At 44.4% G+C, this 25774-nt stretch carries 26 protein-coding genes; 5 read left to right on the forward strand and 21 right to left on the reverse strand.

The genetic code is table 11. The annotated features are described in order from the left end of the window. Positions 1–248: 248 nt before the first annotated feature. Positions 249–2291, forward strand: coding sequence for a S9 family peptidase (locus FZD51_RS11115; protein WP_148974824.1), 2043 nt, complete (start codon positions 249–251; stop codon positions 2289–2291). A gap of 149 nt (positions 2292–2440) precedes the next feature. Here the strand turns inward: FZD51_RS11115 and FZD51_RS11120 are convergent, their stop codons facing one another. The 16 genes from FZD51_RS11120 to FZD51_RS11195 all read right to left on the reverse strand — a co-directional run bounded on the left by FZD51_RS11120 (position 2441) and on the right by FZD51_RS11195 (position 17755). After that, positions 2441–3070, reverse strand: a complete 630-nt coding sequence (locus tag FZD51_RS11120) for a type 1 glutamine amidotransferase family protein (RefSeq protein ID WP_148974879.1) — start codon at positions 3068–3070, stop codon at positions 2441–2443. A gap of 74 nt (positions 3071–3144) precedes the next feature. Continuing rightward, positions 3145–4107 (reverse strand): helix-turn-helix transcriptional regulator, encoded by a 963-nt coding sequence (locus FZD51_RS11125; protein ID WP_148974825.1) that lies wholly within the window; start codon positions 4105–4107, stop codon positions 3145–3147. 121 nt (positions 4108–4228) lie between these two features. Beyond that, entirely contained in the window at positions 4229–5182 is a 954-nt protein-coding gene (locus FZD51_RS11130; protein WP_148974880.1) for a branched-chain amino acid ABC transporter permease, read from the reverse strand. A gap of 41 nt (positions 5183–5223) precedes the next feature. Beyond that, positions 5224–6093, reverse strand: coding sequence for a branched-chain amino acid ABC transporter permease (locus tag FZD51_RS11135; protein ID WP_148974826.1), 870 nt, complete (start codon positions 6091–6093; stop codon positions 5224–5226). 20 nt (positions 6094–6113) lie between these two features. Next, positions 6114–6794, reverse strand: coding sequence for an ABC transporter ATP-binding protein (locus FZD51_RS11140; protein ID WP_420886236.1), 681 nt, complete (start codon positions 6792–6794; stop codon positions 6114–6116). A 1-nt stretch (position 6795) separates the two neighbouring features. After that, on the reverse strand, positions 6796–7569 hold the full coding sequence (locus FZD51_RS11145; protein ID WP_148974828.1) for an ABC transporter ATP-binding protein: 774 nt from the start codon (positions 7567–7569) through the stop codon (positions 6796–6798). A gap of 33 nt (positions 7570–7602) precedes the next feature. Further along, on the reverse strand, positions 7603–8811 hold the full coding sequence (locus FZD51_RS11150) for a substrate-binding domain-containing protein (protein ID WP_420886237.1): 1209 nt from the start codon (positions 8809–8811) through the stop codon (positions 7603–7605). A 42-nt stretch (positions 8812–8853) separates the two neighbouring features. Next, complete coding sequence (locus FZD51_RS11155; RefSeq protein WP_148974830.1) at positions 8854–9882, reverse strand: 3-oxoacyl-ACP synthase; 1029 nt, start codon at positions 9880–9882, stop codon at positions 8854–8856. Then, positions 9882–10298, reverse strand: a complete 417-nt coding sequence (locus FZD51_RS11160) for a MaoC family dehydratase (RefSeq protein WP_148974831.1) — start codon at positions 10296–10298, stop codon at positions 9882–9884. The genes FZD51_RS11155 and FZD51_RS11160 overlap by 1 nt, the downstream gene beginning before the upstream one ends. A 4-nt stretch (positions 10299–10302) precedes the next feature. Further along, the gene (locus tag FZD51_RS11165; RefSeq protein ID WP_148974832.1) at positions 10303–11784 is read right to left on the reverse strand and encodes an o-succinylbenzoate--CoA ligase; all 1482 of its coding nucleotides are present in this window, start codon (positions 11782–11784) and stop codon (positions 10303–10305) included. 18 nt (positions 11785–11802) lie between these two features. Continuing rightward, a complete protein-coding gene (locus FZD51_RS11170) occupies positions 11803–12390 on the reverse strand; it encodes a TetR/AcrR family transcriptional regulator (RefSeq protein ID WP_420886238.1) in 588 nt (195 codons plus the stop codon). Positions 12391–12583: 193 nt separating this feature from the next. Next, a complete protein-coding gene (locus FZD51_RS11175; RefSeq protein ID WP_148974834.1) occupies positions 12584–12856 on the reverse strand; it encodes a hypothetical protein in 273 nt (90 codons plus the stop codon). Positions 12857–13020: 164 nt separating this feature from the next. After that, entirely contained in the window at positions 13021–14316 is a 1296-nt protein-coding gene (locus FZD51_RS11180; protein WP_187445719.1) for an aldehyde dehydrogenase, read from the reverse strand. A gap of 345 nt (positions 14317–14661) precedes the next feature. Next, the gene (locus FZD51_RS11185; RefSeq protein ID WP_148974836.1) at positions 14662–15516 is read right to left on the reverse strand and encodes a malate synthase; all 855 of its coding nucleotides are present in this window, start codon (positions 15514–15516) and stop codon (positions 14662–14664) included. 332 nt (positions 15517–15848) lie between these two features. Beyond that, positions 15849–17084, reverse strand: a complete 1236-nt coding sequence (locus tag FZD51_RS11190) for a DUF819 family protein (protein WP_148974837.1) — start codon at positions 17082–17084, stop codon at positions 15849–15851. Between the two features lie 182 nt (positions 17085–17266). Further along, complete coding sequence (locus FZD51_RS11195; RefSeq protein ID WP_148974838.1) at positions 17267–17755, reverse strand: pyridoxamine 5'-phosphate oxidase family protein; 489 nt, start codon at positions 17753–17755, stop codon at positions 17267–17269. Positions 17756–17904: 149 nt separating this feature from the next. Between FZD51_RS11195 and FZD51_RS11200 the strand changes: the two genes are divergently transcribed. From FZD51_RS11200 to FZD51_RS11210, 3 genes are all read left to right on the forward strand, one after another. Further along, a complete protein-coding gene (locus tag FZD51_RS11200) occupies positions 17905–19602 on the forward strand; it encodes a M3 family oligoendopeptidase (RefSeq protein ID WP_148974839.1) in 1698 nt (565 codons plus the stop codon). 116 nt (positions 19603–19718) lie between these two features. Beyond that, positions 19719–20375: a Type 1 glutamine amidotransferase-like domain-containing protein gene (locus FZD51_RS11205; protein ID WP_148974840.1), complete on the forward strand. Its 657-nt coding sequence runs from the start codon at positions 19719–19721 to the stop codon at positions 20373–20375. Positions 20376–20471: 96 nt separating this feature from the next. Next, on the forward strand, positions 20472–20921 hold the full coding sequence (locus FZD51_RS11210; protein WP_148974841.1) for a hypothetical protein: 450 nt from the start codon (positions 20472–20474) through the stop codon (positions 20919–20921). A gap of 73 nt (positions 20922–20994) precedes the next feature. On the opposite strand, the gene FZD51_RS11215 is transcribed toward FZD51_RS11210, so the two are convergent. Both FZD51_RS11215 and FZD51_RS11220 read right to left on the reverse strand, forming a co-directional pair. Then, entirely contained in the window at positions 20995–21480 is a 486-nt protein-coding gene (locus FZD51_RS11215; RefSeq protein ID WP_148974842.1) for a hypothetical protein, read from the reverse strand. Between the two features lie 153 nt (positions 21481–21633). Beyond that, on the reverse strand, positions 21634–22887 hold the full coding sequence (locus tag FZD51_RS11220) for an ATP-binding protein (protein ID WP_148974843.1): 1254 nt from the start codon (positions 22885–22887) through the stop codon (positions 21634–21636). Between the two features lie 217 nt (positions 22888–23104). Here FZD51_RS11220 and FZD51_RS11225 point away from each other — a divergent pair, with 217 nt between their 5' ends. Next, positions 23105–23569 carry a glycine zipper domain-containing protein gene (locus tag FZD51_RS11225; protein WP_148974844.1) on the forward strand — a complete coding sequence of 155 codons (465 nt, stop codon included), beginning with the start codon at positions 23105–23107 and terminating at the stop codon, positions 23567–23569. Between the two features lie 102 nt (positions 23570–23671). On the opposite strand, the gene FZD51_RS11230 is transcribed toward FZD51_RS11225, so the two are convergent. From FZD51_RS11230 to FZD51_RS11240, 3 genes are all read right to left on the reverse strand, one after another. Continuing rightward, positions 23672–24373 (reverse strand): DUF2711 family protein, encoded by a 702-nt coding sequence (locus FZD51_RS11230; protein ID WP_148974845.1) that lies wholly within the window; start codon positions 24371–24373, stop codon positions 23672–23674. Positions 24374–24498: 125 nt separating this feature from the next. Beyond that, complete coding sequence (locus FZD51_RS11235) at positions 24499–24909, reverse strand: hypothetical protein (protein WP_148974846.1); 411 nt, start codon at positions 24907–24909, stop codon at positions 24499–24501. A gap of 343 nt (positions 24910–25252) precedes the next feature. Next, positions 25253–25768 (reverse strand): CGNR zinc finger domain-containing protein, encoded by a 516-nt coding sequence (locus tag FZD51_RS11240; RefSeq protein ID WP_148974847.1) that lies wholly within the window; start codon positions 25766–25768, stop codon positions 25253–25255. Positions 25769–25774: the final 6 nt, after the last annotated feature.

The following is a 25774-nucleotide window of genomic DNA, read 5'->3' on the forward strand; positions in this document are numbered from 1 at the left end:
TTATAATCAGGGATGATCCTGCTACTATTATCTGCACCTAGAATAAAAAAACAACATAATAAATCTTTTCTCATACATTCTTCCCCCTTTTAATACACACCCAAATTATACCATATAAAAAAACCACAGGGTCAGACCCCATGGCCCAGCCCCTCAAAAAGAGCCAAGGGACCTGACCCCTCGGCCCAAAAAGAGGATTTCCCCCCTACCACCTCGAAACTATTACCAACACCGAAAGGAGAATTCCAATGAAACCACCTATCGCAAAACGCATTCCACACCCCCACACCTTGCATGGGGATGTGCGTGAAGACGACTATTATTGGCTGAGGGACCGCAACAATCTGGAGGTCATTACTTATCTGGAGGAAGAAAATCGATATTACGACGAGATTATGCGTCCAATGGAGGAGCAGACCGAGCAGCTTTATCAGAGCATGGTTGACCGTGTGCCTGATTCAGAAGTGAAGGTGCCGGTGCAGCATGGACCGTACTTCTACTATTCTTTTTTGGACAAAGACAAGCAGTATCCAATTTATGCGCGAAAGAAGGCGGCAAACCGCGAGCAGCTGCCGGAAGCGGCAGAGGAAGTCATACTGGACTTGAACAAGTTAGCCGCTGAGGGAGATTATTTAAGTGTAACGCTGCAGCGTATAAGCACAGATCATAACCGCCTTGCTTATTTGGAGAATCGTGATGGCACTGATCGCTATACCATTTATGTAAAGGATTTGGAAACAGGTGAGCTTCTGCCGGACAAGGTTCCGAATGTCTTTATCCATGGCAGCATGGAGCTGAGCGAGTGCGGAGAATATATTTTCTACATAACGGTCGATGAAAGCCAGCGTCCATACCAGCTTTGGCGGCATCGCCTTGGAAGTGAGAACAGCAGTGATGAGCTGTTATATGAAGAAAAAGACATAACATTTTCTTTGTATGTGTCTAAATCGCAGAGCGGGAAATATATTTTTGCACATTCAAGGTCAAAAACGACGAGCGAGATCCGCCTGTTGGATGCTGCTTCCCCATTGACTTCTTTAGAGCTGGTAGATGAGCGCCGGGAAGGGATTGAATACGATGTAGAGCATTGGGAGGATGACCTGCTCATACTGACAAATGAGGGTGCATTGAACTTCCAGCTGCTCAGCTGCCCGGTCGGCGACCTTTCTGCACGGGTGAAGGTTGTTGAGTATAGCGAGGATCGTTATCTTCAAGCTATGTACCCATATCGGGATACACTGCTTCTTTTTGGCCGGGAGAACGGGCTGACGCAAATTTGGGTACTGCACGATGGTGAGATGGCTCGAATAGAATGGGACGAGCCCCTCTTTACCGTATCCGTTTTACCCGGTCAAAGCTACGAAACAGCAGAGGCACTCCTCCAATTTGAGTCCCTGGTTACGCCAAAAACAACTTACGGGCTGAATCTTCTTACGGGCGAGAGAAATTGTTTGCAAGTAGCGCCTGTCAGCGGGGAATATGATCCGTCCCTCTTTCAGCAAGAACAGCTGTGGGCGGCTGCCGAGGATGGAGTCCAAGTCCCTCTAAGCGTCGTCTACCAGGAAGGTGCGCTGGATAATGGACCTGCACCCTTGATTCTGTATGCATATGGATCTTATGGAGCAAACAGCGATCCGCGTTTTGACCCGTATCGTCTGCCGCTGCTGGAAAAAGGGGTCATCTATGTCACGGCACAAGTGCGCGGCGGCTCCGAAATGGGACGGAATTGGTATGAAGACGGAAAGATGCAGAACAAGCGAAACACCTTCACCGATTTCATTGCTGCGGGGAAGTATCTTGTTGAACAGGGCTACACATCCTCAAGTCAGATGGCAGCCTATGGCGGCAGTGCGGGCGGCTTGCTAGTCGGTGCAGTGGCCAATATGGCCGGGGAACTGTTCCAGGTGGCCGTCCCGGCAGTTCCATTCGTCGACGTTGTCACAACCATGCTCGATGCAACCATTCCCCTCACCACCCTGGAATGGGATGAATGGGGCAATCCAGAAAATCAAGAAGACTATTTTCATATGAAATCTTACAGCCCTTATGACAATGTTGAAGCCAAGAACTACCCGCACATGTATATCACAACCGGCCTGAACGATCCGCGGGTTGCCTACTGGGAGCCAGCCAAATGGGCTGCACGCCTAAGAGACTTAAAAACGGACAACAACACCCTTGTCCTCAAAACCAACATGGGTGCCGGCCACTTCGGCGCTTCAGGACGTTTCAACCATTTGAAAGAAACTGCAGCTTGTTATGCGTTTATTTTGGATAAGATTAGGCCATAGGGTTAGGCCATAGGGTCAGGTACCGTGGCTCAAATTGAGAAAGAGCCAGGGGGTCTGTCCCCCTGGCTCTAAATTGCGCCAAGGGGACAGACCCCTCGGCCCACACCTGCAAAGGGTTTCCAGCCCCAGCCGGCCTGCCCCCCATTCCTTCATTTTAAAGTATTCATCAGCTCATAGAAGTACCCCTCCTCATAAGTCTTATTAAGCTTGAACCACGCCTGCAATGTTTCCGGCCTGCAAACATCGAGCTCCTTCAAGACCTCTGCCGCAAATTCCAAGGGAGCTATGCCTGAAGCGGTAACCAGATTCCCATCTGCCACTGCGGGCTCGAATTGATACAGCGATTCCCCAGCATAAAGCGGGCAGACGGCTTTCAAATAGCCTGGGTCATTGCTTGTATGCCTCCTGGTGTCCAGCAGCCCCTTATTAGCCAGGCCCATGGTTGCACCGCAGATGGCGGCTACAAGGGTCCCACTCTGCAGCCCGTTAGAGGCTATTTCCAATATGGGCTCGTGAATGGGCTCAAGCCAGGTATCCCCGCCCGGAAGAATCAGGATATCTTGGCTATCCAAACTGCACTCCTCCATAGATAAATCAGGCTGCATGGCCACCCCTCCCATTGTTTTGACAGGGTTTCTGTCCGCACCTACGGTAATCACCTCTATAGGCGCCACCCCTTTCCTGAAATACCTGCCCGAATTCAGTTCGGCAATCAAATACCCCGCTTCCCAGTCAGACATCGTATCAAAAACATAAAGATAAGCTTTTTTTGTGTGCATCATCAGATCTCCTCTACCAGTCATTAGAGGCCCATTATAAAAAAACTTCACTGACAGTCCGCGCCAGTAAAGTTTCATTTCTGATAGTGATCAGCCAATTCATATAAAGCCTCCAGCATTTTCTTCTTCATGCTGGCCGGTTCCAGAATTTGAAGCGACTTCCCATAAGGCAGGAGCAGATGCACCACATAGGTATGCAAGGCTTCTTTTTCCAAAAAAAACACAGCCCTTTCTGAAGTGCGCTCTGCCAGATGATGACCTAAAAACCAATGCCGGCATAAATCATCCAGTGCGCCGGTTCTGCCGCTGACAACAAAAGGCACAAATTCCTGCGTTTGTTCTTTCTCCGGAAGCAGGTTCTTCATAAAAAATGCGCTGGCTGAAAAACCTGCTGGACGGTTAAAGCTGGATCCGGTTTCAGCCATACCGGCAATCCTATCGACCCTGAAACTGCGGATTTCGTTCCTCAGATGGCAGAATGCCGCCACATACCAGCGGCCGTTCCAATAGATGATTCCATAAGGGTCAATCTTCCTCCGCTTAGGCTGGTCTTCACGAACCGTATAATAGTCAATTTCCATAGAAACCTGGTTGATGACCCCCTGCTCGAGCTCCTTCAATATCGAATCCTCAGGCAGACCGGCAGCAGCACCGATCACATCAAGCCCCTCCACACGCCGCCTGACCATGCTTTCCTGCTCAGGCGTTGAGTACATGGACAGCTTTGATGCTGCGCTGTCCAACAGCTCCCCTGAAAAATACCCCGCCTCTTTCGCCAAAGCAGCTGCCTGAAGCAAGGCTGTTTGTTCCTCCGCACTAAACAGGAGAGGACTTTCAACGAACTGGTGTAAAAGCGTATATCCGCCATGATGGCCCGCCTCCGCGATAATCGGGACACCACTGGCACAAAGAGCATCAATATACCGGTAAACCGTTCTGATATTAACCTCCAGCTTTTCAGCCATCTGCTTCGCAGTAGCCTTCCTCCCCGAACTCAGCATCCAGAGAATCTGCATCATCTGATCCATTTTAGCCATCTGATCCACCCTCGTAATTTATAATCACCATTCCTATCATTGCCAATAGCATAACATGGGCCAGGGGGTCAGGTCCCCTGGCCCAGACAAAAAAAGCCAAGGGGTCTGTCCCCTTGGCTCGCTATGCCGCCTTCTCCATCTCCCCTTTCTTCTTCTCCTTCCTTCCCTTTTCCAATGCGATTTTCCTAATAAAGCCTGCCAAGCCAGAAGGGAATCCTAATAGGACCACTATATATAAAAATCCAAGGATAATGGTCCATCTCTCTAAGATAGGATAAGTCATGGCCAACTCTGAGAGGAAGTGTCTTAAGTATTCAATGATTCCCGCCCCTGCGATGGCACCAGCCAGGGTTGCTATTCCGCCGATCATGGTCATTAACAGGGCATCAAGGGTAACTTCAATTGAAAAGACATTAGTGTTGATGAACCTCAATGAAACAGCATATAGAGCACCACTGAAGGAAGCAGTTACTCCGGCTGTTACGCTTGCAATCAGCTTATAATGCAGTGATTTAAACCCTAGTGCCTCTGCTCTGTATTCATTCTGGGAGATGGCTTTCAGCACTTTACCGGTGGATGATTCGGTAAATAGCTTCAACAGGATGAAAACAGCCGCCACACTTATGAGTGTAATATAATAGAAGGAAGTTCGATCTTTGAATACATCCGGTACACTAAAGGTAAATCCATCACCGCCATGTGTAAGTCCTCTCCACTTCTCTGCCAGGACTAGGAACAGCTGTGAAACAGCTAATGTAAGCATGGCATAAAAATGGCTTTTGAGTCTTAAAGATAATAAGCCGATGATATAGCTTACCAAAGCCGACAGCAGGATGCCTATCACTAATCCAATCACAAAGGTGAGTAAGTTGGCTTCCATGTTATTAAAGATGAGTGCTGTACTATAAGCGCCGATCCCAAAGAACATACAATGGCCAAAAGAGACAATCCCCGTATAACCTAAAAGGATATCAAAGCTCATTGCGAAAATCGCAAAAATAAAGATTTGCGTAAGCAGAATCAGCGTGCTGCGGGAATCGTTGACAAAGGGGAACAACAGCATAAACAGCATAATTCCAAGTCCCCAATACAGCGGCACTTTATGAAATATCCCTCTCATATTGCACTCCCCTTTTCTCCCATCAGCCCGGTTGGTTTTACTAATAAAACGAGAGCTAAAAGGAGCATATTAAATGCCAGGGATAAATCAGGCATATAATAAGCCATGAATGCTCCTGCCACTCCTACTATAAGTGAAGCAAGAGCCGAGCCTTGCAAACTGCCCATCCCGCCAATGATGACCACAATAAAAGCCAGTATGGCATATTGCATACCCATTTCTGCAAAAACAACACCTGAGTATGGTGCCAATAGCGCCCCTCCTAATGCAGCTAATGCCGCTCCAAGCAGAAACACGAAAGTGAATAGTCCTTTGACATTAATACCAAGTGCCTGAACCATTTCCTTATCCAGCACCCCGGCTCTGATCATTAGACCAATTTGGGTTTTGCTGAGCAGAAGCCATAATGCCAGATACAGAAGTAGTCCAATCACAATCACAAAAATGCGGTACTTGATGATGATGATCCCATCAAACTGATAGCTTCCATCCAGCCATTGTGGAAGGTTAACCCGAATGGGGTTCGGTCCCCAGAAGATTTTGATGCTCTCTGTTAATACCAGCATCCCGCCTAATGTAATAAGCAGTTGCCTGACATGATTTCCGTATACAGGGCGGATCAGGTATCTTTCCATAACCCAGCCCAGCGCTATCCCAATTGTAATGGCAACAGCTATTGCTAATAGAAAACTGTTCGTTTCTTTAAAAATCCATGCCCCTGAAAATGCTCCCCAGACGAATAATCCCCCATGGGCAAAATTCAATACACTCATCAGTCCAAAGATTAAAGTAAGTCCAGAAGCCAGGAGGAATATCAGCAATCCTGTTGAGACCCCGTTTACAAATAAGTTGATAAAGACTTCCATTTTCAGCCTCCCTTCGTTCCCTACGCAATGCCCAGGTACTTCTGGCAAGTTTCCTTATCTTCTATCAGATCTTCCATCCAGCCATCATGTACGATTCTTCCGTCGTCCATAATATAGAAGTAATCTCCGATTTCGCTTGCCATCACGAAATTTTGTTCAACAAGGAGAATAGTTGTTTTCTCCTTCATTTTCAGGATAGATTCCATCAGTTTTTCAATCATAATCGGTGACAGGCCCTTGCTTGGCTCATCAATCAGCATCAGCCCATCTCCATTAATATATGCCCTCGCTATTGCCAGCATCTGCTTTTGCCCGCCAGACAGGACTCCGCTTTTTTTTCGCCAAAACTTCTTTAAATCAGGAAATAGTTCGAGCATCCATTCAATTTTTGCTTCTGTTTCACCAGTACTTTTCGCCTTGGCCAGGTTGAGGGTCTCTTCTACGGTAAGTGCACTAAAGATTCCCTGATTTTCTGGTACATATCCAATCCCTTTTCGAGATATCAAGTGAGTAGGCATCCCGCTGATTTTCTGATTGTTATAGTGCACAGAACCAGTGGTAGATGGATTGAAGCCCATGATAGAGCGCAGTGTTGTTGTTTTACCTGCACCATTTCTACCGAAGAGCACGGTAATGCTTTTCTCTTCAACAGACATGGAAACTCCCTGTAAAATGTGGTATTGACCCAGATAGGTTTCCATATTATCCAGTTTTAATAGACTCACGATGCAAGCCTCCCAAGTATGCCGTTTGAACTCTTTCATCCTTTATGATTTCCTTTGGGTTGCCGCTGGCCAGAAGCTCCCCATTGAATAGAACCACCAGGGTATCAGACAGATGCATGACCATTTCCATTTTATGTTCGATTAAAACAATCGTGTACATGCCTTCCTTCTTAATGTTCTCGATCACTTCCAGAATGGCAGGAGTTTCTTCAATCGATATGCCTGCTGTCGGTTCATCAAGAAGAAGCAGTTCTGTCTTGAGAGCCAGCAGCATAGCCAGCTCCAGTTTTCTTTTTTCTCCATGGGCCAAATCCTGTGCCAGTACATCCGCCTTACCGCTTAGCATGCACTTCTCCATATAAGATTTTGCTTCATTCTTCTGGCGGCTCATGAAAGAAAGCCTTGGAAAGAGCGAGTAATAATCTTTACTTGAAGATTGAATGGCCAGCCTGATATTCTCCAGAACCGTCAGCTCCAGAAAAATATTAGTGAGCTGGAAGGAGCGGCCAATGCCCCTTCTAGCCCGTAATGGTACAGAAAGCTTGGTTACATTATCTTTTCTAAAATAGATTTCTCCTTTTGTCGGTGCAATCTGACCGCTCAGCAGGTTAAAGAGAGTGGTCTTTCCCGCCCCATTTGGGCCGATAATCGAAGTCAGCTTCCCTCGCTCTATCTCCAGGTTCACTTCTCTTATTACATCATGCTCGCCAAAGGAAACAGATAGTGCTTTCGTTACCAAGATATTCTCCAACTTGGCGATCCCTCCTAATCATTTATCCAGATTTCATTCACCATTTCGGATTGGCGGTTCAGTCTCTTCCAAATTCATTTCCCTGATCAAAACGGGCACTGGATGATCCACGCCTTCCTGTTCCTCAAGGGTTACTGCATACAGAGATTGCAATGCCTGATGATCCTCTTCCCTGAATTTCATCTTTCCTTTCGGTGTCTCAAATTCCATGTTTTCCATTGTGCTGATCAAGCCCTCTACATCATTGTCGCCTTCAGTTTTCTTTAGAGCCTCCACAATGGAAATGGCAGCTGTCATTCCGCCAGCAGTAAACAGGTCAGGAATTTCGCCATCAAATTTTTTCTTATGCTCTTCAACCAGCCAGTCATTTACGTCATTGTCCGGAAGGGTGTGATAGTAAATGGAAAAACCGCTCATGCCAACTAAGGAATCCATCGTTTTTAAAGAAGCAATGTCCTGTGCGGCAGTAGAGATTTTAATTCCCTGCTCCTCAAGCTTCATATCTTTTAACTGTTTCCATGGCGCATTGGATCCCGCCCAGACAATATAGAGGTAATCCGGCTTTTCATTAATAATGCTTTGAATGTTCGCTGTGAAATCAGTGGAATTTGGATCTGCATATTGTTCATTTACAATGGTGGCGCCCAGCTTCTCTGCTCCTTCTTTAAATGCCGAGATTCCTTCTCTTCCATAGGCATTGTCCTGTGCAAAAGTAGCAATCTTCACATCCTTTTCAGCAATCGCCGCCGCACCGGCGACTGCATCTTGCGAAGAGTTTCTTCCTGTCCTGAAGATATACTTGTTCCAGTTCTGCCCGGTGATGCTGTCTGCAACAGCAGGCTCCACCACCATGATTTTTTCGTATTCTTCAGCCAGCGGCAAAACGGCCAGTGTGTCCCCAGAGCTTGATGAACCCACCAGGAAATCCACTTCATCCTCTTCCAGCAGCTTGGTTGCTTTTCTTACCGCTACATCTGGCTTTGTTTCCGTATCTTCCACAATAAACTCAACCTTCTTGCCTGCTACTTCGTTCGACCCTTCTGTTGCATAATCCAGACCCAATTCAAAACCCGCCACCGTTTGCTTTCCATAAGTCTCAAGCGGACCTGTTAAAGAAGCGAGCACACCAATTTTGATGGTATCTTCATTTGAGTTGGCCGTTTCGCCTGAGCAACCGGAAGTTATGATAATAGAGAGTACAATTCCGATCAGTATAAATAATTTAAAGCAGTTTAATTTCATTTTCATAGCCATTCCCCCTATATTTGTTTTCTTAAGGCCATGTCAATTCTCGCTGCGTAGATACTTTGAATCTCCTATCCATCTCACAACAGTCGCCGCCCACGTATAACCAGTCCCAGCACTGACCGCTACAGCAATATCTCCGGCATTCAATAGTCCCCGTTCATGGGCAAAATGGAGTCCTACGCATGGGTCAAGCGCAGACATATGGCCATGGTGATTGAGGTAAACTGCTTTTTCTTCTGGAATTTCAAGTGATTGTAAGAGTTCTTTAAACATTGAACGTTTTGTGTGCAGTGGCAAAAGGAGTTTAATATCTTGAGGGGCATAACCGCTTCTTTGAAGTGCTTTGCGTATGACATGATCAAAATTTGCAATCGATACAGGATCCAGTCTTTCTTTCATGGATTGAGGATCTTTCACATCTATATAGTGCATGTTTTTTTCGACTGTTTCATGGCAGGTAAAATATTTGGACCCCCCGGCAGGTGTTCTAACATCATCATGAAAGGAACCGTCTGTCAAAATGGCGCTTTCGAGTATTTCGCTTTGGGAGGACTCCCTGGTGACCAGTGCAGCAGTGCCTCCGTCCGCAAAGTTGAACATGAAGCGTGAACGCGGATTGGCATAATCAATGATTTGGGACTCTTTGCATCCACCAACAAGCAGGATGTTTTGCACTGATTGATCAGCAGTAATCATGTCTTTTGCCACCTTCAAAGCAATCGGGAAGCAAGAACTGACATTCATAATTTCAAACGCATAAGCGTTTTTAGCACCTAATTCATGCTGTATCTTTGGAGCACTTGACCAGACATAATAGTCTTTATGTGGGCTTCCAAAATAGATCACAACATCTATGGACAGAGGATCAATTCCTTCGATTGCCTTCCTGCCCGCAGCAATGGCAAGATCGGAGGCTTGCATATTCTCGTCTGCAACATGCTTTTGAACTAAACCAAACTTTTCGATAATCACCTGTTCAGGTATGCCTGTTTTCACAGCCAGATCAGCTGCAGTCTCAATATCAGGAGGAAAAAAGACTCCTGTCGCTTTTACGCCGATTCCCATTAGATTACCCCTCCGCCCTCAGGCACCATCATCTTAGCCGTGCCTGTCAAAACTTTTGTTCCATCCTGATTAAAGCATTCTGTCAGCAGGGTCAGTATTCGCTTTTCCTGGTCAACTCCCTGGACCGTCCCTTTTGCGGTAATGGTATCACCTATAAAAACAGGAGCCATAAACCGAATGTTCTGTTCTACATAAATCGATCCTTTCCCTGGCAGGTGCACCCCCAATAGCTGGGATAATAAACTGGAGGTTAAGAGTCCATGTGCTATACGCTGTTTGAACCTCGTTTTTTTTGCATACTCCCCGTCTATATGGACAGGGTTGAAGTCGCCGCTTAATCCCGCAAACAATACAACGTCTGTCTCTGTTATGGTTTTGCTGCAGGAGGCCTCCTGGCCAATGCTATAAGAAATCACCTTTTCACCCTCTCGCTATAAGTTGTGTCTTTTGAATTTTTCCTGTGGCATTCCTCGGCAGCTCTGTTAAAAATGTAACCTTCTTGGGAATCTTATATTTTGCAAGACTTCCCTGACAGTATTGAACAACGTCGCCCTCCGTTAAAGCGCTTCCATTTTCTTTTACTATAAAAGCTTCGGGCACCTCACCCCATATTGGGTCGGCATTCCCAACTACGGCTGCTTCAGCCACACCTTTTATACTGCTGATCACTTGCTCCACCTCGAGCGGATAGATATTTTCCCCTCCGGAAATAATCATTTCCTTCTTCCTGCCCACAATGAAAAGAAACCCTTCATCATCCGCTTGGGCTAAGTCACCGGTCATAAGCCATCCATCTTTCAGCGCCTCGCTAGTAGCATCAGGGCGGTTCCAATATTCCTTCATAATATTTGGACCTCTAACCGCAAGCTCACCAACTTCTCTTCTTTCAACTTCTTTCCCCTCAAAATCTATCAGCTTATATTCGGAAAATAACACCGGCTTGCCGATGGATCCTCTCTTTCTCGGTGCATCTTCTTTTGTGAGCATAAATAGAGTTGGCGAAGTTTCAGTCATTCCAAACCCCTGCCCAAATAAAAATCCTCTATCATAATAGGCATCTATCAATTCGCTTGGACACGGTGCCCCTCCATTGTAGAACCAGCGGACTGAGCTTAAATCAGTTTTATTAAATGATGGGCTAGTGAGCAATGCCTGATGAATCGTCGGGACCCCCATTACGATCGTCGCCCCATGTTCTTCAATCATTGTGAGTGCTTTTTCAGGTTCAAACTTGCCGGGAATGATAATTGTTCCTCCAGAAAATAGTGATGGAAACGCAAACAGCCCGATTCCCCCAATATGAAATAGCGGCAGCAGAACGATACAGCGGTCTTCTGATGTCAAATCAATGGCAAGCTTATTATTGACCGCATTCCAGAACATATTGCTCTGAGTGAGCACCGCTCCTTTCGGTTTGCCGGTCGTTCCGGATGTGTAGCAAATAATGTATGGTGCACCCTCATTAATCGTATTCTCACAAGCAAAACTTGTTTGAGTTCCTTTGCATAGGTCCTCCATAATCTCCATAGAATCTAAATCACTTTGGCCAACTAGAGACGATGCAAACTCTGCATTATTTTTTTCGGCAAAAAGGATTTTTGAGCCGCTGTCATTGAGCTGGAAAATAATCTCCTTCGCACTTAAGCGAATATTTAAAGGAACTGCCACACATTCTACCTTCGCGATGGCAAATAAAAGGATTATGTATTCTATCCGATTGTGTGACAGAATAGCTACCCGTTCCCCTTTTCTGCCTTGCATTTTTTCATGAATCTTCCCAGCAGCCAAATCCACCATTTGATTTAGCTGTAGATAAGAAAACTTTTTGTTATCAGTTATGACCGCTGTCCGATCTGGATGCGTGTTTGCCCATTTCTGGATCCAATAGGCAATCCCTTTCATCGAACTCCCCCTTCCCTTTTACTTTTTTAACCCCTGGAATATAAGAGTCATCGCGGCATCAAATGCTTCTTCCGGAACCTCCTGCTTTTCCCAATACACCCATCTCATTCCGAGGAACTGACCAATCGACATCAGACAGTAGGCAACCGTCTCTTGATCTAGGTCCTTAAATTCACCCGCCTCTACGCCCTGAGACAGACTCTTTAAAAAACCGTTGGCAAGCTTGGCATAATACCAGCGGAAAATCTCCTGATCCACCACCACAGCCTGCTGGACAATACTATACAGATTAGGATGATTTTTTACCCAGCTAAAGAAGGCAAAAAATCCATTTCGCTGCGCTTCCTCAAAGGATGAGCTTCCAGCCATTCCTTCCTTAATAGCAGTGCGCAAATCCCGGCTATAGCTGCGGATCAGCTCATCATAAACATCTTTCTTTGAAGGGAAATAGTTGTAAAAGGTTCCCTGAGCCACTTTAGCTTCTTGAGAAATATTCACAATAGAAGTCTCGAAATAACCCTTCTGCCCAAAAACCTCCTCAGCTGCCCTTAAAAGCTTTTCACGTGTTTCCAACCCTCTTGGAGTCAACGATTTTTCCTCAGTCATGTTTTTAACTGACACCTGAATCACCTCTCAACTTAATTATAGGTAATATTCTTAAAATTTCAATAAGTATTTTAAAATGTTTAGTTTATCCATGGTGGTAGGTCCCTTAGCCCAAACAAAAAAAGAGCCAAGGGGTCTGTCCCCTCGGCTCTTTACTCAAAAGAAATAAAAAAGTAAGGAACAAAGTCGCTCCTTACTGATTCTTCAATATACGTTTAAAATCTTTTATATCACTTTCTTGCTTGACAGAACGCACAGCTAAAGTATCAATGACCCTTTGTTGGTCCTCCAATGTATCTTTAAGCTCGGCTGTCTTTTCATCAATATGCTTCTCAATATGTTCAAAGTATGGTCCCAGACCATTAATTAAGTTATCTTTAATGCCCGAAACGTCTTTCTTTAATTCTAACTGTCCTTCTTTAAGTTCTTTTAATTCATTAAGAATTAATTTTAAAGTTTCTTCCATTAACAATCACCCCAGTTACTTTTTTATATTATAACACGCCAAAGCTATCAAAATGGCTCAACCTATCCTCATTTCCTTTGCAGTTATGGAATATTTTCTCAACAGGCCACCGGGTCGGTTCCCCTGGCCCAAACAAAAAAAGCCAAGGGGTCTGTCCCCTTGGCTCATCGTTTCAACACACTCTTAAAGTGAGTAAACGTATCAAAGCTTGCTTTCCCGTGATAGGCTCCCATGCCGCTCGCGCCTACGCCTCCGAATGGAAGGTAGTGGGACGTCATGTGGCTGATTGTATCGTTGATGGATCCTCCGCCGAAGGAAATTTTGTTAAGAATTTCGTCCTGTACCGCTTCGTCTTCTGAGAATAGATAGAGAGCAAGCGGTTTAGGGCGGTTCATGATCGGCTCAATGATTTCGTCCAGGTTATCATAGGTCATAACAGGCAGGATCGGTCCGAAGATTTCATCTTGCATGACGGCGTCTTCCCATGAGATGTTATCAAGAATCGTCGGTTCAATGAGGAGCTCGTCGCGGTTATGCTGACCTCCAGTAACAATGTTTCCGTTATCGAGGAAGCCGACGAGGCGATCAAAGTGCCGCTCGCTGACAACGTGCCCAAAGTTCGGGTTCTCAACGATGTTCTCGCCGAAAGCCGCTGTGATGACTTCTTTGAACTTGTTCATGAGTTCATCCTTCACGCTGCTGTGCACGAGAAGATAATCCGGTGCTACGCATGTTTGGCCGGCATTGGCGAATTTACCGCGCACAATGCGCAGTGCGGCTTCGTCAAGGTTGGCATCTTTATGCACGATCGTCGGACTTTTTCCGCCGAGCTCAAGTGTCGTTGGGGTAAGATGTTTGGCCGCAGCTTCGGCCACGATCTTTCCAACGCCGGTGCTGCCTGTGAAGAAAATATAGTCAAAGTCTTCTTTTAGAAGGGCTGTGCTTGTTTCCACTTCACCTTCCACGACATGAAGATATTCTTCAGGGAAGTTGTCATTAATCATAGCAGACAGCAGGGCAGATGTTTTCGGTGTTAGTTCCGATGGCTTCAGCACGCCTGTGTTCCCGGCGGCAATAGCGCCTACAAGTGGTGTCATGGCAAGCTGGAACGGGTAGTTCCAAGGTGCAATCACCAGTGCGGAACCAAATGGCTCAGGCTTAATAAAGCTTTGGGCACCGTTGTGAGACGCTGATGTCGGCACTTCTTTCACTGCTGCCCATTCTTCAAGGTTTTCCACCATATAGTCAATCTCACCGATGACCAGTCCAACCTCGGCTCGCTTCGCTTCGAGCTCAGATTTATTCAAATCCTGCTTCACAGCATCAAGAATATCCTGTTCATGCTTTTGCACAAGGGATTTTAATGTATTTAAAGTGCGGAGTCGGAATGAAACGCTTTTCGTTTCTCCTGAACGGAAATAGGCGCGTTGTTTACTCAAAAGCTCTTGATAGTTTTCCATCATGAACACTCCTTTGTATTGAATACTCTAGTGATTTTATAGCTTGGACCCAAAGCCTATGAGAATGATTTCTCCCTTTCACATAAGGCCTTGCCCAACTAATTGATGCATTTATTGTTGACTCGACATACTATAGTACAGATATTTTTTATAAGCAAGGAACGTGCCCGGGCCAGGGGGTCCTTCTGGGCCAGGGGGTCAGGTCCCCTGGCCCAAACTCAAAAAGAGCCAAGGGGTCTGTCCCCTTGGCTCTCTGACCCCTTGGCTCTCCCAGGCCACCGGGACAGACCCCCTGGCTCAAAAAACAAAAAAGCCAAGGGACCTGTCCCCTTGGCTTCCTCACCTCTAGCTACGCATTAACGCACCATTAGGCTTGGGCAAATCCTGCTCGATTATTTGATTCATCTTACAAAAATGCTCAAAAAATTGCTGTGCATGCTCCCGTTCTTTTGGGTCACTTTTCAGCGCAACTATATCACGCAAAGTTTGAGCCATCCATGAATTTTCAAAATAGCGGTATTTCCCTGTATTCCATGTCATTTTTTGAGGAGATTTTTCATTCACATAATAATCCCAGAAGGGCATCTGTTCCGATTCCTCTTCTGTAAGCTGGAGCCTGTATGTTGAATGAGCCGGAATATTTCCATCTTCACAAAGCTTGCCAATAAACTTCTCTTTCACCATGTAGACACCTAAGATGCGTCTGTCTTTTTCTGGCTTACTGGGATCTACTGCTGTCAGCAGAACAGCACTATTTTGGTGCAGGCGGCTGGGTTTGTTTGGCTTCCCCTTGTTATTGCCGCTTTTAATAACACCAGAAAAAACCTTCCACTCTGTAAAAGAACAATCCTGTTCTTCCGCATCACACCAAAAAACCATTTGTGATTCTGGATGAAGCTTATGATTTTTCATCAGTTTTTCATATCCCAAGCGGAGTTCCTGGCTTTTCCGATAACGATTCTTTTCTTCTTCCTTCTTCCTGTCTTCTTCCCTACGCTCATTTTTCTTGTTTTGTATAATCACATCGAGTGATTTAGCAATCATTTCATCATGCAGTATCAAATGCTCTCCAAATACATCAGGGAAAACAAACTTCTTCTTTTCCGATGCGAAATGTATCTCTATACTTGTATCATTATGTTCGACTATACTCCCCATACCAAACAGCTTGTGCGTAACCTTCTTATTGATTAGATTCATTATTCTAATCCTCCTTATATTGTAGAAAAACCCAGATGCTGTTTTTCATCCGACTATCTTTCCTAAAAGGCTGCACAATTGTTTAAGTTTCCTTCAGGTTGAAAAGGAAATAAAAAAAGTATCCGAAATTCAATCTGCAAAACAATACAGCGAAATCCCGAATACGATTAAAACATTGTAAACCTATTATAACATTTATTGGATAAATTAAAAACAAGCCAGGGGGACAGACCCCCTGGCCCAAAAAGTTTTAAGCAAGCCAAGGGGTCAGACCCCATGGCCCACTCCGGCCCAAACTCAAAAAAAGCCAAGGGACCTGACCCCCTGGCTCATCACATAAATCCAGAAAACCACAACCCCAATGTTGTCCCAACATAATTACCTATTATATACCCTAATGTTCCAACAACAAGAATCGGCCCAATCAGATCCTTCCATCCTTTTGCAATAGCCATGGCTGCTGCAGTTGTCGGGCCGCCCACATTCGCATTGCTGGCGAGCAGGATTTCTTCAAGGTCATATTTCAAAAGTTTTCCAGCAGTCAGTGACACGGCCAAGTTCACTACTACAATAATGAATACAAACACCAGCAGCAGCGGAGCGTTTTGAATAATCAGCGGAATGGATGCCGGAATTCCAATCACTACAAAGAATAAGTAAATGAGGAATGTACCAATTTCCTGGCTCCCGTTAATCGACTCAAAATATCTCGGAAACAAGGCAAGTGCCAGAAATGTTAAGGTCGTCAGCATCAAGTAATTGTCACCGAACAATCCATTCAGCAGATTTAAAAAGAAAGAAGTATCCTCCCCGGAAGGAATCAATCCATCCAGGAATGCTGCAATCTTAAAAGAAACCACCACAAGAAGGAAAGCAGTCCCTACAGATAGCGCCATATCCTTCAATGAAATATCCTTACGTTCCCAAAAGCTTTCCGCCAGTGTCTTCCCTTCTTCTCTGACTCCGCCGCTTTCCACTTTTTCTACTTTTTCCACATGCGGAGCCCTAAAGCGTCTTCTAAAAAAGCCTATGGCCGGAATCATCATCAAAACAATGAAATAAATCGCCATCATCAGATTGTCTGCCACCACTGCTGAAGAAACCATTTCTCCAGGCGCCTCAAATTTAGCTGCCATAGCGGCAAAGTTCACCCCGCCGCCAATATAGGAGGCACTAAGCATGGCGCCGAGTTTATCTAGGACCGGTATATGATCCTTCAGTAAAAAGAAACTAATGATTACCCCGGCAACCGTCCCGATTGAACTGATCAGAAAAATAATCAGCAGCCGCCCGCTTTCCTTCCATATTCTCTTAAAATTCACATGAAACAGCAGCAGCGGAATGGCTAGAGGAATAATAAATGTCCAGATCGCATCATACACTGGCGACGCTGTAGGGATAATCCCGGTATTTGATAGAATAATAGCACCAACCAGCGCAATGATTGCACCAGAAATCTTCGCCGCCCAGCTGTAGCGCTGCTCCAGAATAATACTCGCCGAAGCCCACACCACAATAATCCCCCACAGCGTCACATAATCATCAGCTTTAATCAAAGTATCCTCCAAAACCTTGCCCCCTTTTCACATTTTGGACTAAAAATATATTACTATGACGAGCTGAAAATTCAAAATATTTAAGCTGCAGGGTTGGGTCCCCCGGCCGAGCCAGGGGGAGAGCCAAGGGGACAGACCCCATGGCCCACTCCGGCCCAAACTCAAAAAAAAGCCAAGGGACCTGACCCCCTGGCTCACTTATCCATCTCCACCGTCTCATTAACCCCGGCCTCTTCTGCATCCTGCCCGGTAATCCGCTTCAGCATGAAGACTACTTTCTTCGTGAAGCTGCCGCTTTCCCAATATTCGGCTGCTTCCGCCTTTACCTTGATCAGCACGACACTCGGATCATCATAAGAAGTTTGCATAATCTTCTCATACATTTTGCTCCACAATTCCTTCTTCTTCCCTATATCTTCAACGATTTCCGCTCTGCCGCGGACAGAAACATAGGATTTGCCTGCATATGCAACGTTGACATCTTTGTCATGTAAAATCTCTTCATATTTATCCGTTTCTTTTTTGGTAAAAAACCATAGGTCCCCATCAAACTCGACTTCCTGCGTTTTCATCGGGCGTGAAACGAGCCCTTCTTCAGAGACCGTTGTCAGCATGGCCGTGTCCACGTCTTTGATTAACTCTCTCAGCGTTTCCATTTCTTCTTGTTTTAGCATATTTAACAGTCCTCCATCTTCTCAAAGTTTATAAATATATATTACCCTCCACACAATCTTTTAAAGCATCGGTCTGAAAAGCTAGAAATTATAGCCGGAATTCTATAATATGATTATTGAGACAATTAAAATAATTCAGGGGTAAGGGGAGCTATTTCATGACACAAGATGTAAAACGCAATTATTATAAAGAATTAATCGATCTCCAGGATGCAGAAGGAGTTGAAGCTCAGCTTCAAGCTTTACTTGAGGTTCCGATCGACTCCGTTTCTGACCTTGAAAATTGGCTGAAGAATGAAAAGGAACTAGGAATTAAAATTGATGAAGCCATGACAGGCCACCAGGTTGATTTTTACCGAAACACCGAGGATACGGACATCAAGTCGACTTATCTTCACGATCAGCAGGTCATCCAGCCGCTGTTGATGAAATATGAAGCAAAGCTGAATGAGAAATTCTGTGATTCTCCGTACGCCGCTCAACTGGATGACAAGCGCTACGGCTTGATGCGCCGTGTCCGTGAGTCCAAGGTTAAACTTTTCAGGGAAGAAAACATTCCATTGATGGTAAAAGAGCAGGAGCTTTCTACGAAGTACAGCGAAATCATAGCAGGGCTGACCGTGGAATGGGATGGCGAGGAAAAGCCTTATCCGTTTATCCAGTCACAGCTCGATAATCTGGACAGAAGCGTGCGGGAAAAAGCTTATTATGCCATGCTCTCAGCCCACCGCCAAATCAAGCCCGATATGGACAGCATCATGGACGAACTCGTTCAGCTTCGCCACCAGATCGCTTTAAACGCAGGCTTTGAAAATTACCGCGATTATATGTTTGTGGTGAAAAACCGCGAGTACACAATCCAGGATTGCTATGACTTCCATGAAAATGTAGAAAAGCATATCATCCCTGCCTGGAACCGCCTCGCAGAGGTTTTCAAATCCAAGCTTGGCGTTGATGCCTATCGCCCTTGGGATAACACCGCTAAATTAATGAAAAATCCGCCATATACCGAGGTGTCAGATCTAATGGATGGTGTTTCTGAAATGCTGGGCAAGACGGATCCGTATTTTGCAGACCGTTTCGATTATATGAGAGCAAATGGGCTGCTGGATCTAGGAGACCGGAAAGGCAAAAGCCCAGGCGGTTTCTGCACCACCTTGTCTGTTTCAGGAGATACCTTTGTATTTGCAAACTTTAGTCCATCCTTCTTCTCGCTGATCGCCCTTATCCACGAAATGGGCCATGCAGTGAATGGATACCTCGAGTTTGCTGAGCACGGTCCGCTGGAAGAACACCAGCACCGCATGGAAGTCGCTGAACTCTATTCCCATGGGATGGAACTGCTCTTACTCGACAAGCTCGACCGCTTCTATCCAGAAGAAGAAGACTTCAAGAGCGCCCAGCGTGAAGAACTGAGACGGGCATTCACCATGCTATACGGCCCATTATCAGGCGACCTCTTCCAGCATTGGATGTACACCAACCCAAATCACACCGCCAAAGAGCGCGATGAAAAATACTTCGAAATCGCAAAACGATATGGCCTAAGCCCTGTCGACACATCCGGTCTCGAAGACGTAATGGGCATCCTGTGGGCAGACACCCTGCACTACTTCCAAGTGCCTTTCTATAATATCGAATACTCCATCTCCATGCTTGGTTCTCTGCAAATACTTGAAAACTACCAGAACAACCCGGAGCAAGCCGTGGAATTATTTAAAAAAGGCGCAAGCGCCGACTACAATCAATCCATCGCCGATATCTATAAAGAAACCGGCGTCAGCTTCGACTTTTCCGAATCCGCCGTTAAAAGGATGGGTGAGTTTTTGGAGAAGGTCATTCAGGATATTCACTGAGCCACGGGGTCAGGTCCCTAGGCCCAGTTTGAGCCAGGGGGACAGACCCCTCGGCCCATTCACAAAAAGAGCCACGGGGTCTGTCCCCCTGGCTCTTTTCTGCTACGGAGGTAAACATGAAAACTCACTACTATTTAGGCTGGTTTAACAATCATTTTCCAGAGAAGCTGAGCCAGCTGCTTCAGGAGGATATAATTGATAGAAAATCGCTTGTTATGATCAGCTCAAATCCATCTATTGATGAAGAAATAGGCGCTGCTGAACGCTCGTGGCTGGACCAGGCCGGTATTGTGTTTGATGAATACCACCTGATTAATTACCGTATCCTGAAGGAAGAAGCCCATACTTTAATTAGTAATGCTTCAGTCATTTTCTTATTAGGCGGAAATACCGTTGAACAAAATAGGTTCCTCGCAGAATATGAGCTGTCGACTCCAATTCAAAAAAGCCAAGCCATTGTAATGGGAGCCAGCGCTGGAGCGATCAATATGTCTGCAAAATGGTTATGCTCGAAAAACCTTGGCTATAACGTTGAAGCCAGAACTCTGTTCGACGGAATCGGTCTTGGCGATTTTGCGGTCCTTTCTCATTTTGATCTTGAGCATAACCTCGCGCTCGTTCAAAATGAACTGTCATCCTTATCGGAAGAAGTGAATATCTATGCTTCGAACAAGGACTGTGCTATGCGTGTTAAGGGAGACAAACTCGACATCATAGGCACTGTCTACTTAATTTCTCGGTCAAAGATTGAGAGATTGGATGAGACGCTTTAGCTACGGTGAGCCATGGGGACAGACCCCTTGGCCCAGTCTCAAAAAGAGCCATGGGGTCTGCCCCCATGGCTCAAAAAAATATTGGAGTGATTTAAATTGAGGTTTTTAGGATTAATCTCATGTTTATCATTTACTCTTGTTTTAGCCGGATGTTTTGGAGAAGAGTATAATTTTTCTCCGCCAACAGTTTCCTTATTTAATCCTGATGATATTACCCAAGAAACAGAACTTGAAGAAGCGAATGTTGAGTGGGACTTCGACGAACAATACAACAAGCAAACGGAGGATGTTCATGCGTTAGCTAAGAAACAAGAAGTGATGTACTTCAATTCAGGCCAGAAAGTTCAATACCGCCTTGAAGCTGGTCATTTTGATTCCGATGGAGTCAGTGTTTCCGTTTGGAATAACGACAGTGAGACAAAACTGAAATTAGAAAAAGGACAATCTTTCTACTTACCGGAAGAAACCGGTGAATATGTGATAGTGTTTGACCTTGACACAGATAAAGGCGATGCCCAGTATGTTGGAAGTATTGTCGTAGAGTGAGCCACGGGGTCAGACCCCTTGGCCCAGCCACAAAAAGAGCCAAGGGGTCTGTCCCCCTGGCTCTCATAAGGTTTTAATCTCCGTACTTGTCTATCCACTCTTTTAACCACGTTGAATAATCTCCTTTTATATCCTCACTGGTTTTACCATTCAAAGAATATGGAGCTCCAACTATATCATTGGTTTTAGAAATCGGAGATGACAAGCCTCCAATAACTTCTCCATCTAATAACCAAACTGTTACAGAAGTTTCTCCCCTATTAAATACATCATCTAATGGATGATTTTTAATTGTAAAAAGAATTGCATCTATTTTCTTATTCAGATATTCATCAGGTTCTATACGTTGAACAGACCAAAGTTGTTGGATAGGCATAGTGCGTAATTCTGTTGTAGTAAATTCTAGATCACTCTCACCCTGATATGAAATAACTTCATACTCATTCTGCTCTAGGTGGTCTTTTGCGATTTTGGCATTTTCGCTTAGTTGTATTTCTTTTTCACGACAACCTGTGACAAGTATAATACAAGTAAAGATTAGAACTATATACTTGGGCAAACCATATCCTCCCTTTTCATAATCTTCTACTAAGCTGACTGTTAGCTGAATAAGCCTCCCTTCGAACAATACCATAAAATGTAAATTTGAACTAGATCTAAATATAACAACAATTTTTATAAAAAAGAGCCAAGGGGTCTGTCCCCCTGGCTCTCACGGTTCAACACCCGGAAAATCAATAATAAATTCCGTCCCCACTCCTTCTTCGCTTTCTACTCTGATTTTTCCCTTAAAGGAATGGATAATCTGGTAGCTGACCATCATCCCCAGTCCTGTCCCTTTTTCCTTGAGAGAATAATAAGGCGATCCCAGACGCTGGACCTGTTTCGGGTTCATACCGATTCCCTGGTCCTGGACGGCGATCCTGATGTGTTTATCGGCGGTTTGATGGCATGAAAGCGATACGGTCCCGCCATTCGGCATGGACTCTACTGCATTTTTCAATATATTGAGCAGGGATTGGTTCAGCTTCTGGGGATCTGCTTTTATCCAGCAGTCATCCTGAATGTCGATCTGAAATTCAACCTGCTGATTCACGCTGAAAGTTTGAATCAGCGCTGCTGTACGTTTTAAGTGTTCACTGACATTGACGGCTTTATATGTACTCATGGAAGGTTTGCCGAAAGTGAGAAAGTCGTTGATGATTTCATTGGCCCGGTCTAATTCTTCAATGGAAAGCTTGATGTATTCTCTTTTGGGATAAGAGAGATCGGGGTCATCAAGGAGCTGCAGGAATCCCCTGGTCACCTGCATAGGATTGCGGATCTCATGGGCAAACACACCGGTGAGTTCGCTGATCACCCTGAATTTCTCCGAGTCCTGGACCTTCAGCCTGAGCTGGTGGTTCTCACGGATTTTCTCAACTAATACGGTACAGAACCACGTAACGGCAACCGTAAAAAGCAGATGAATCCCCTGAACTTTCAACACGTTGATGGAGAAGCCATTCATGCCTCCGGACACCAGCATGCCGCAGAGACAGTACAGAAACGATAATCCCGTCGCAATGATAATCCTTCTATTCTTATTCATACGTAGAAATAATCGCTGAAACGACAAAATGACCGGGAGCGTAATGATTAGCACAATGACAGTCGTCAAAAATCCCATGCTGATTCCTAAAGACAGGCGGTATAGAATGATCAGGGCTGTCAGAAACACGCCGGACCAGACTCCGAGGTATAACGTTCCAAATAAGAGAGGGATAAACCGGAGATCAAGCCTCGCTCCTTCGGCATATTCCACGGGAAAGGACATGCACAAAAGAATGGACAATCCCCATAAAAGAGTCATGAACATCTTGATAAACCGGTCCTCTTTTACCTTCTCCAGAATAAACGTAAAATAACTGAAGATAGGGATCACCATAAGTGTCAACTGCAGCAAGAAATCTTTCACTATACTCATCTGGGCACCATTCGCCTTCTGTTCTATGTACCTTATATTTTAGCAAAAATTCACAGATTTTGGGTGTTCTTGTCTTTTTTTTCGAGCCAAGGGGTCTGTCCCCCTGGCTCAGTCTCAAAAAGAGCCAAGGGGTCTGTCCCCTTGGCTCCTCCGAAAATTGAAACTTCCCCTTCTCTAAAACGTAAATAAAGTAAATAACATTCTCCGGAGGGTGAATATGGATAATCAGCGGGTTGATGAACTTAACAATTTTCTCGAAGAAATCAGACAAAAAGCTGATGAAAAAACGGCTGCGAAGCTGGAATTGGATAAATGCAAAAGGATCATTCAAAGGCTAAGTTCCTTTTCATCAGATTGTGAAAAATGTTATCAGCTTTTTATAGAGTTAGAAAATCATCTGATCCAGCTTAAAGGCAAAGCAGAACATCTTGCAGAAGGTGAGATTAAACATCATAGACAACTAGTTGACACCATCAGCTCCCATCTGCAGAAGCAGCACAAACTGGTAGCGCGGGGGTATTATCTGGCATTATATATGTGCATTGGCATAAGTATAGGCTCAGCATTAGGACTTGTTGTATTTGAAAATCTTGCACTGGGCCTGCCGCTGGGAATGTGTATGGGTATAGCAATTGGCACAGGGCTGGACGAAGATGCTAAGAAAAAGGGGCTGACTCTTTAGGAGAGCCAAAAAGCCACAGGGTCAGACCCCTAGGCCCAAAATGCCACAGAGACCCCTCGGCCCAGCATCAAAAAGAGCCAAGGGGTCTGTCCCCCTGGCTCATTAATTCCGCACACTCCAGTAAATTTCCGTAGTTTCCCTGCAATAAAAGCCTTCTAGATCACAAAAATCCACTAGTATATTTACGGTCTTTTTGTTTGAACACAGTAACGAAAAGTGGCTATCCCAGTGAGTAGTCAGCAGGATATTGTTATCGTGAGTGAACAGGTTCTTATCCTCTATTTCAAGGAGGTTAGCATCTTCAATTAAGTCATCAATATATTCTAATTTTCTTTTTGAACAAAATTCATCTCCACGCCATATCCAATCATACCCAATATTTTTTATACCCTGAAGTAACTTATCCATAATAAGCTCCGGGAAATAACCTTCAGTCGGGTAAATGATTTTGTGCTGATCACATGTATCATGAATAACCTTCGCTATCTCTTCGTTTGCATATGTTTTATTTAGACCTAAGATCATAGTTCTCAGTCCAATATCCACATGTTCATAGCTTGTGATATTGGAAATCTCCATGAACTGCTTCCAAGAAACCATTTCACAATCATCCCTAATTTCACTTTTAGCTGGATATGTATCCGGATTGAATAAGTCGTAATCAATTGTCTCTGGTTTAAAGAATGGATGGAAAAAGATAAAAACTTCTTCAAAGACTCCTTCATAGAATTTTTTAATTGGCATATCCGCAGGTGAACAAACAGCAAACTTGTGTGGTTCAGGTGCCTTCCTCATTTTAATCATTAATCCTCACTCTTCCTAGGAATTGTTCTTGCTCTTCAACTAACTTCCCTCTTTTATGGAAAAGATGCTACCTGGCTGTGCAGCGGTCGGGAACATAAGCATCCGTCTTCCTAATACAACCGTCTTTAATACAAAGTGGTATTATCTTTAATTTCCACTTCCAGGTTCCCGTCTTCGTCCATAGATTCTATATTTATGACTGCCTCCCCTGAATAACCTTTTTCAAAATATCCAATTATATATTCTGTATGTGAAATCCCTTTGTTATCCTTGTATTCTAATTTTAATGCTGCTTCACTAAAATCATCATTGGAATTCTCGTTTGGATTAACATTAAGTGTATATTTCTCACCTGATGCGATGGATGGGATTTCAATATCCGTTTTTATATTGTCATAGGTTAGGTATAAGCCGGATACTGCTTTATTCGTTTCATTTTCCACTCTAATATTAAATCCTTCTTGTCCTGCCTTAAAAGTTACAAACCCTAAAGCTCCGATTATCACGACTATTATAGTGACAATAGTTTTTTTCATTTTTCCTTTTAGGATCTCCTTTCTACGGTGAATTTACTTTTCCGAAAACCACTTCCCTTTGTGGTGTTTCAGCTGTATCCCTTGAACTCGCCATATTTTGTTTTTAATATTAATGCATAAAAAAATCAACTTCATCTATAGACTTTCCTATATAATCATATTACCATAAAAACCCAAAACCCACTTCTACTCCCCGTTTATTACATAAGAAAAGCCGCCTGGTTCTGGCAGCTAATCAAGAATTTAAGCTATGAAACTTTGAATTGAAACAAATAAAAGAGCCACGGGGACAGACCCCTTGGCCCAATTTCAAATAAAGCCATGGGACCTGACCCCCTGGCTCTTAAGACTTTTTGTTTTTCTCCCTATAAGTCTTTACTTTTGCTATAGTGCCGCAAGCCCTTCCTGATGGACTATCCTTTTTCATACTGCACCACTTTTTGGTGCTGCTTTTAGATGTATCGTAAAATGCCCATTTACAGTCCGGGCAAATCTTGTATCGATGAAAATTTCCTTCTTCTACTTTCTGCAAAACTAAAATGAGAATATGGTCAATAATGCTCGATTGATTTGTGTAAAAATCCAACCCGCATCTTCCATTTTCTACCTTCAGCTGAGTATTAATATTTCTTTTCAATATCCACTGATTCATACTTTCTAATGAGCTGGCAGACACAACTTTTCTCAGTTCATCCCTAAATAAAATGACATCTGTTAAATTATCGGTATTTTTCTGTGAAAAATAAGTCTTTAAATCATCCTGATTAATCAGGTTCTCTCTAGGAATTCTGCTGTCATTAGGTAATTCCCAGGTATTAAGGAACATGATGATTTCATCTTTTTCTATAGATTTATCCATTGTAAC

Origin of the sequence: Bacillus infantis (assembly GCF_008180445.1) — a bacterium.
Taxonomy (GTDB): domain Bacteria; phylum Bacillota; class Bacilli; order Bacillales; family Cytobacillaceae; genus Bacillus_AB; species Bacillus_AB infantis_B.